This window comes from Limnohabitans sp. DM1, assembly GCF_001269385.1.
In the GTDB taxonomy this organism is placed as follows: Bacteria; Pseudomonadota; Gammaproteobacteria; order Burkholderiales; family Burkholderiaceae_C; genus Limnohabitans_A.
In genome coordinates, this window is the sequence record NZ_CXOO01000039.1 from 1 (window position 1) to 7,498 (window position 7,498).

A 7,498-nucleotide genomic window follows, 5' to 3' on the forward strand; every position below is an offset into this window, starting at 1 on the left:
CTGGCCAGACAGCATCAGAATGAAGGCTTCAAACAGCAAGGTGAAGCCATTAAGTCGCCCGGCAAAATCAGGCTCGACCAACCGCACCGAACCGTTGGGAAGTTTCACGCGAGGCGTGCGAACTTGCAGATGGCACTCGTGTTGAAAGAAGTTCAGGTGCCGATACGTCTTGGCCACCGTGTCGTGCACACCATGCAGCCCATCGTGACCCGAGACTGCAAAGCGACTGCCGACTTTGAAGTCAATCAATATCGTCAAGGTCTTGGCACCTTCGTCGAACTCAACCGAGGCAACGCACCACGGGTCAGTGATGCCCAGGGCAGATTCAAACAGCTTGGCAGTCATCAATTCACGCTCAAAAGTTGATCAATATGGCAGAAGCTTACCCACTCAAATTTCAAGAGAACCAGTTTTTTCCTGGGTGTGTGACTGAGACAGGTTGAACTTCATACCCTTGGACTCAGCCGCAACCCAGGTGGCCAAAGCGGTGACGTTGGCCATTTCACCGCGACCAAACGGGGTCTTTGCAATGTCTGCGGCATTGAAACCCTGCAGGGTTTCCATGCAAGTGAGCAGGCGCGACTCCAAGTCTTGCATGCGTTGCGTGTCTGCAAAATAGCGAGGCAAGGTCACAAAAGCGCCTTTCACCACACCTGGGCCTTGACCCAAATCGCATTTTTCAAGCGAAGCATTTTTGGGGCCACGGGCTTTTTTCCAAAGGTCTTCCCCTTTGGCTTCAAAAAGATCAGCCGGATTGCCGTCTTGCAGCATGGCACGGTATTCGTCAATGCCTTGGCTGGCGGTTTTTTGGGCCAATGCTGGCAGTGCACTCAAGGCCAAGGCTGCAGCCATGGCCAGGGTTGTTTTTTTATTCATGCTCACCTCGGGTGATTTAAAAAAGCAAAAAGGGGGAGGTTGTGGCTCCACCCTTTTCCAACTCAGCGGAAGATCACGACACCGTGGCTTCGTCGGTGCGGGTGTCTCCCTTGTTGTCTTTCCAGGTCACCGCAATCTTGTCACCGGCTTTGGCGCCTTTGACAGCAAATTGCAAAAACGGATTTTTGGACACTGCGGGGCCCCACTCAGCGGCCAGCACTTGCTTGCCGTTGAGGCTGGCTGTGACTTCCTGAATGAACCAGGCCGGCACGGTTTTGCCGGAAGCGTCTTTGCGCTGACCGGATTCCATTTCGTGGCTCATGAGCACACGAACAGTTGCTTTGTCGCCAGAGGCCTGGGCACGGATGCGCATTGGATCTGCCATTTTTCTCTCCTAAATCTTTCAATGAATCAATGTAAGGGCGGTGCATGCAGGGGCTTAGCCGCCGCAACCACCCAGCGTGACTTTGACTTCTTTTTTGGCCCACAAAGCCTTGCCGTCGTTCATGATGGCCACGGCGTAGACATCGGAGGACTGGCCCATTTTGGCGCGGGTCGTGAAGTTGGCGTCCACAGCATCGCTGACATGGAACAGTGCCACCAGAGCGGCTGGGTTCTTTTCAACCATGATCAGCAATTGCTTGACGCCAGACAGCGAAGTGCTGGCACCCAAAGGCACCACTGCACCGTTTTCAGCAATGTCAGGACCCGTGATGGTCACATCTTTGCTTTCGGCCATGCTGGCAGCACCAGCGGCTTTGGCTGCGTCTTGCACCGACTTGGCGTCGAATGCGGCTTTGTTGAAGGCGGCGTGGGCGAACTGGGGGAAGCCAGCGGAGGCCAAGAGGCCAGCCACAACTGCGCTTTGCTTGAGTGTCTCGCGACGGGTTTGCATCTGATATCTCCTTGATGGTTGAGTGATGCTATTGAAACAGGTTCAGCAGTGCAACGGGTGTATCCCGAATTACTTGCTGGCCCCCTTGGAAATCCATTCGGCAATTTGTTTGGCGTCGGCATCAGGCAGCGACTGGGGTGGCATGGGGATTTGACCATACACACCGACACCACCTGCTTTGATTTTGCCAACCAAATAATCCACTTTGCCAGCTTGTTTTTTGGCCACTTCATTGAAGCCGGGACCCACGATTTTCTTGTCAACACCGTGACAAGCTGTGCAACTGTGTTTGTTCAAAAGAGCGATTGTGGCCTTGGCCTCGTTGTTTTCAGGCTTGGCTGCGACCACAGGGGCTGCTGCAGCCACCGGCATACCGGCTTTGGGTTCAGGCTTGGTGGTGTCAACACCACGCTGCTGGCCCACGCTGCGGTTTTGCTCTTGCAAGTTGCCGTGTGCATTGCGCGCAAAGTCTGGCAAGAACGACGCCACCTTCGGATCAGGCGTGCAGTCTTTCATGCACACCTTGTTGGCGGTGTCGGGGTTTTTAACACCCCCAAACTCCTTGCCTGGCCACATGGCATGCGCCGTGCTCATGCCGTTGCGGTTGGGCATGCGCGCTTGCACTTCGGCAATGTTCTTGTCTGACAACACATAGTTGTCAGGCACGATATTGGCCAAATTCAACAGGAACGCTGTGACCGAATACACCTCTTCCGTGGTCAGCGACTTGGGGTTGGTCCAAGGCATGGCACGGTTGATGTAATCCCACAATGTGGACACCGTGGCCACCTTCATGATGGTGGTGCGGCCTGGATAGTCCGAGCGGTTCAAATTGGCCACGCGACCCGTCTTGACGTCTTCAGCTGTGGTGCCGCCAATCAAGGGGCTGAACACTTCGCCCGACTCACCAAACACGCCGTGGCAGTGGGCACACTTGCCCTCCCACACATCCTGACCTTTGGCCACAGAGCCAGAGCCCGCAGGCAAACCCTTGAAGTCAGGGCGCACATCAATATCCCACTTGGCGACTTCTTTGGGGGTAGCCATGCGGCCAACACCTGGGTACTGGGCGCTTTGAGCTGCAGCCACACCAGCCACAGCCAACAACGCGACCGTCAAAACGGCATTACGAAACCTGGACATTTTTCACCTCACCGTTTTCCTGCACCAACCACGACTGGATGGCATTGTTGTGATAGATCGATCGCGTGCCACGAACACCGCGCACCTGCTGGTATGTGGGCTGCACATGACCCGTGTCGTCTTGCGCACGACTTTGGATGATGGCTGGCTTGCCATCCCACACCCAGTCCAGATTGAAGCGCGACAGGGCTTTGGACAAAACGGGCGTTTCCAAACGGGCTTGACGCCAGTTGCGACCACCATCGGTGGACACATCCACCCGCTTGATCTTGCCTTTACCTGACCAGGCCAGTCCGGTGATGTTGTAAAAACCTTTGTCCAGCAGCACTTGACCGCCAGAAGGTGTGGTCACCACGCTTTTGACTTCCTGCAAGTTTGTGTATTGACGGTGCAGGCCACCGGGCTGCAAGTCGATGTAGTGAATCGCTTCGTCTTTGGCTGCGTAAGGCTTGTCACCCACCTCCACACGACGCAGGTACTTGACCCAGCTCACACCTTGCACGCCGGGCACCACCAAACGCAGCGGGTAGCCGTTTTCAGGGCGCAGCATTTCACCGTTTTGACCATAGGCCACGATGACCTCGCCGGAGGTGATCAGACTCATGGGGATGGTGCGGGTCATGGAAGAACCGTCACCGCCTTCGGCCAGCACAAACTTGCCATTTTTCAGATCAGCACCGGCCAGCTCGAGCAAGGTGATCAAAGGCACACCCGTGAATTCACTGCACGACAACATGCCGTGGGTGTATTGCACCGTGGGCACGGCCACATTGCCCCATTCGGTGGCGCTGTTGGCACCACATTCAATGAAGTGAAAACGCGAGACAGATGGCAATCGCATGATCTCGTCCATGGTGAACACCATGTTCTTTTTGACCATGCCGTTGATCATGAAGCGGTGCTTGGACGGGTCGATGTCCCACCAACCCTGGTGATGCCGCTCAAAGTGCAAACCGCTGGGTGTGACGATTCCGAACAAAGACTGCAGTGGCGCAAACGACACCGAGGCTTGGGTGGTTTGTGTCAGACCCGGGCTTTGACGACGCTGCAAGTTCGCTTCGAACTTGGAGGGCTTGCCGTAGCCCTCAACGGCCACGCCTTGACCCAAGCCCACAGCGTGCTCAGGCAATGTCAAGATGTTGGGGTCACCGCCTTCAACGGGCACCGGGTTGCCCTGGGCCATGGCCATGGGGGCGGCGGCGCCTGCAGCCGCTGCTGCAAAGGCGTTGCGGATGAAATCACGGCGGCCTTTTTTGCCTTCGGCAAAGACCTCCTTGATGCCACTTTGGGTCAGGAAGTTTTCAGGTGCTTTTTGCACCCTTCCTGAATTGATGCTGTCTTCTTTCACACAAACTCCTTGTTTTGAATTGTCAATTCACGGCAGTGTCGATGGCGACTTGCGTGCACATGGCACGGCACACCACCACGGCGGTTTCGTCTGCAATCCGGTAAAACATTTGGGCCCCCTGGCGGCGCTTTCCCAAAATGCCCGACCTGTACATGATGTTCAGGTGCTGCGACATGTTGGGTTGCGCCACGCCAATTTGGTCCAGCAACTGCCCTACATTTTTTTCCCCTTGGCACAACTCACTGATGATGCGCAAACGAATGGGCGTTGACAGTACGGCAAACAACTCTGCAGCCCTGTCAAACACTTCATCAATTTCATCAGCCATGCTGTACTTGCCATTAGGTTTGTATATTCGGATGTTCGAATATAAAGGATAAGCGATAAATCTGAATCAGGGATTACACCCAACGAACTTCCTGATCAGGACAAACCCTGATCAGGAACACACTTGCACTTGGTTCAGAATTTCCAGCCGTACTGCACACCCAACGATTGCTGGGACATGCGGATGGTTTCAGTGATGCCAGATGCACCGGGCATCATTGCGTTGTACATCGAAGGACCAGTGACCGTGTTTTTAGGTGCGTACATGTACGCCCATGTGAACTCCGAGTCTTTGGACAAGGCATAGGTGCCGCCCACGGTGAAATGCTGGGTGATCACACCGGGTGCCAGGATGTTGAAGGTCACGTTCTCAGCCTTGACTGGGTTGGTCGACTGGTTGTAGCCCGCACGTAAGACCATGGTGGATGTGGCCTGCCACTGAACACCCAACTTCAATACATTGATGTCAGACCAGCCAAATCCAGGGCCATTAGCCGAACCCATGGGTGATGTGGGAGATAGATTACTCATCGGATTGCCAATGGACTGAACACCGCTGTAGTTGATGCGACTGTAGTCCGCTGCCACGGACACGGCGGGCGTGACCTGCACATTGATGCCCAAGGCGTAGTTTTCAGGAATATCGAAAGATCCTTCATCTGCAAACAAACCCGAGTACTTATCAAATTTGCCCATCTTGATTTTCGGTGAATAGCTTGCACCGAATTTCAGGGTATCTGACAGCTGCCCCAGATAGCCCAGACGCACGCCAACACCTGTCGAACGGTCAGTACCCTTGTCAGTGACGTTGCCTGGATTCATGGACATTTGCTGACCAGGCGCTGTTGATGTGAAAGCCTGAAGGCCTGTGGCTTTGAACTGTTGCATCACCAACAGTGGCGACACGCCAATTGAGTGCTGGTCATTGAGTTTGTACGCCAGTGTGGGGGCGACGATTAACTGCATCAAATCCACACCCAGTTTGCCCTGGCCACACAACAAGTTACCCTTAAATTGCTGGCCTTGGTTCATGCAGTTCACGTTACCCCCTGGGTATTCGGTATTCATACCGCCATTGCCGTAAACCGTGACACCCCAACTCATGCGGTCATCAATCTTTTTGTTGTAAGCAAATTCCGGGACCGCAAAAGCACTGCCATCACTTTCGACGTCGCCCTCCAGCATGCCGCCAAAGCCAGGCGCCGAGCGCGCAGCACTGCGCTTAGGCATGAAAATATCCACACCCATCTCAGCCCGGTTACCCGCCCACACCGAAGCGGCCGGGTTGTTGATGCCTGCAAAGGCGTTGTCGGTGACGGCCACTGCAGCCCCGCCCATGCCTTTGGATTTCATGCCAAAGCCATGGGGAAAATAGCCGTCTGTCGCCCACGCTGCAGAACCTGTGGCCAAAACAGCTGCCACGACGGTGGCACGCAAAGTGTTAATTTTTTTCATCGATGTCTCCTCGTTATGACAGATCAAAACTCACCTTTGCTGCCGCGTTCCATCATTTCCCAGATGGTGTCGCGCACGGCTTTGGCTTCTTCTTTCAAGGGTGATGGCAGCTTGCGGCCCATCTTGACCATCATGTCCATGTTGAGGGTGTAGAGCCACAGGCCATCCTCTTTTTCAACCATGGACACGCGGCAAGGCAGGTAAGCGGCCATGTGAGGGCTGAAGTCCACCATACGGCGGGCTGTGGCGGGCGAGCAGAACGAGTAAACGGTCAGCAGTTTTTCTTTTTTGCCCGAACGGGCTTCGAGTTCTTTGGACAGGGGCAGCGTGCCCACATCACGCATGTTGCGCTCGGTGGCCACTTGTTTGAGGACTTGCTCCACCTCTTGGGCAGTCACACCCGCCTTGACCTTGCGCTCCCAGGTGGTGGCCACGGCAATGTCGCCTTCGCCCTCGACCCAGCGATCCCACATGCGGCTAGCTTCTGAGCCAGCGCCAGATTCAAGTTTGCCCAGGGTGCTGATGGTGCCGCAACCGGTCAATCCAATCGAGCTGGCCAAAACGGCCCATTTCAGCCATGTGAAAGATTTGCGCATTGTTTTCTCCTGTGGACATGCATTGATGAGATCCAGGCAAACACATAGCGTTTCTAACTGGAGTGACGTTGATCATCCATGACAGGAGAAGACTCGGGTATTGGCAGATACCCTATACCCTATGGGGTAAGCAATCTGTCAGCCGCAATGGGCTGGTTTCCTCATGGTCTCACTTGAATTTGTAGTGATCCCGATTCAAAACAGCTGCCACCGATGTCACATCCTCAGGGAACATGCCCAGATTCAGTTCGGTGTTGCACTGCTCCACCATGCCACGCAGCAAAGATGCGTTGTTGATGCGCCCTTGGGACTTGTAGATGGCGCTGCCGTTACCGCCCACTTTCGAAACATGGCAGGCCACGCATTTGCTCTCTGCGATCAATTTTTCGCCCTGCTTGTAGTCCGCATCCTTGAAGATGGCGGGCTGAGCCTGGGCCAACACGGAAAATGTTCCGGCCATCAAACAAACCATCGTTGTGTGCAATTTCATTGGATTCACTCCATTAAAAAAGCGGTTCTCTTGAAATTTGAGTGGGTAAGCTTCTGCCATATTGATCAACTTTTGAGCGTGAATTGATGACTGCCAAGCTGTTTGAATCTGCCCTGGGCATCACTGACCCGTGGTGCGTTGCCTCGGTTGAGTTCGACGAAGGTGCCAAGACCTTGACGATATTGATTGACTTCAAAGTCGGCAGTCGCTTTGCAGTCTCGGGTCACGATGGGCTGCATGGTGTGCACGACACGGTGGCCAAGACGTATCGGCACCTGAACTTCTTTCAACACGAGTGCCATCTGCAAGTTCGCACGCCTCGCGTGAAACTTCCCAACGGTTCGGTGCGGTTGGTCGAGCCTGATTTT

8 protein-coding genes and 3 pseudogenes are annotated in these 7,498 nt (G+C 54.6%); 1 reads left to right on the forward strand and 10 read right to left on the reverse strand.

The genetic code is table 11. The features are described from left to right. From AMM33_RS15465 to AMM33_RS15510, 10 genes and pseudogenes are all read right to left on the reverse strand, one after another. Positions 1-345, reverse strand: a pseudogene (locus tag AMM33_RS15465) (ISL3 family transposase); the annotation flags it as partial. A gap of 66 nt (positions 346-411) precedes the next feature. Then, positions 412-876 (reverse strand): annotated as a pseudogene (locus tag AMM33_RS15470) (sulfur oxidation c-type cytochrome SoxA); the annotation flags it as partial. A gap of 73 nt (positions 877-949) precedes the next feature. Then, positions 950-1,261, reverse strand: coding sequence for a thiosulfate oxidation carrier complex protein SoxZ (soxZ, locus tag AMM33_RS15475; protein ID WP_194945494.1), 312 nt, complete (start codon positions 1,259-1,261; stop codon positions 950-952). A gap of 54 nt (positions 1,262-1,315) precedes the next feature. Continuing rightward, positions 1,316-1,771, reverse strand: a complete 456-nt coding sequence (gene soxY / locus AMM33_RS15480) for a thiosulfate oxidation carrier protein SoxY (protein WP_090142206.1) — start codon at positions 1,769-1,771, stop codon at positions 1,316-1,318. A gap of 69 nt (positions 1,772-1,840) precedes the next feature. After that, a complete protein-coding gene (locus tag AMM33_RS15485; protein ID WP_090142207.1) occupies positions 1,841-2,914 on the reverse strand; it encodes a c-type cytochrome in 1,074 nt (357 codons plus the stop codon). Beyond that, entirely contained in the window at positions 2,898-4,262 is a 1,365-nt protein-coding gene (gene soxC / locus AMM33_RS15490) for a sulfite dehydrogenase (protein ID WP_228768173.1), read from the reverse strand. The genes AMM33_RS15485 and soxC overlap by 17 nt, the downstream gene beginning before the upstream one ends. Before the next feature lie 22 nt (positions 4,263-4,284). Beyond that, positions 4,285-4,590 carry an ArsR/SmtB family transcription factor gene (locus AMM33_RS15495; RefSeq protein WP_090142208.1) on the reverse strand — a complete coding sequence of 102 codons (306 nt, stop codon included), beginning with the start codon at positions 4,588-4,590 and terminating at the stop codon, positions 4,285-4,287. 134 nt (positions 4,591-4,724) lie between these two features. Next, positions 4,725-6,044: an OmpP1/FadL family transporter gene (locus AMM33_RS15500; protein WP_090142209.1), complete on the reverse strand. Its 1,320-nt coding sequence runs from the start codon at positions 6,042-6,044 to the stop codon at positions 4,725-4,727. Between the two features lie 23 nt (positions 6,045-6,067). After that, positions 6,068-6,640, reverse strand: coding sequence for a DUF302 domain-containing protein (locus tag AMM33_RS15505; RefSeq protein ID WP_090142210.1), 573 nt, complete (start codon positions 6,638-6,640; stop codon positions 6,068-6,070). 169 nt (positions 6,641-6,809) lie between these two features. Beyond that, positions 6,810-7,130, reverse strand: a complete 321-nt coding sequence (locus AMM33_RS15510) for a hypothetical protein (protein WP_090142211.1) — start codon at positions 7,128-7,130, stop codon at positions 6,810-6,812. Between the two features lie 86 nt (positions 7,131-7,216). On the opposite strand from AMM33_RS15510, the pseudogene AMM33_RS15515 reads away from it, so the two are divergent. After that, positions 7,217-7,498 (forward strand): annotated as a pseudogene (locus tag AMM33_RS15515) (ISL3 family transposase); the annotation flags it as partial.

What these genes read in the sequence shown, in the direction of transcription:
- soxZ (WP_194945494.1), bottom strand. Translation starts at nt 1,261, where the DNA reads ATGGCAGATCCAATGCGCATCCGTGCCCAGGCCTCTGGCGACAAAGCA.
- soxY (WP_090142206.1), bottom strand. Translation starts at nt 1,771, where the DNA reads ATGCAAACCCGTCGCGAGACACTCAAGCAAAGCGCAGTTGTGGCTGGC.
- AMM33_RS15485 (WP_090142207.1), bottom strand. Translation starts at nt 2,914, where the DNA reads ATGTCCAGGTTTCGTAATGCCGTTTTGACGGTCGCGTTGTTGGCTGTG.
- AMM33_RS15495 (WP_090142208.1), bottom strand. Translation starts at nt 4,590, where the DNA reads ATGGCTGATGAAATTGATGAAGTGTTTGACAGGGCTGCAGAGTTGTTT.
- AMM33_RS15500 (WP_090142209.1), bottom strand. Translation starts at nt 6,044, where the DNA reads ATGAAAAAAATTAACACTTTGCGTGCCACCGTCGTGGCAGCTGTTTTG.
- AMM33_RS15505 (WP_090142210.1), bottom strand. Translation starts at nt 6,640, where the DNA reads ATGCGCAAATCTTTCACATGGCTGAAATGGGCCGTTTTGGCCAGCTCG.
- AMM33_RS15510 (WP_090142211.1), bottom strand. Translation starts at nt 7,130, where the DNA reads ATGAAATTGCACACAACGATGGTTTGTTTGATGGCCGGAACATTTTCC.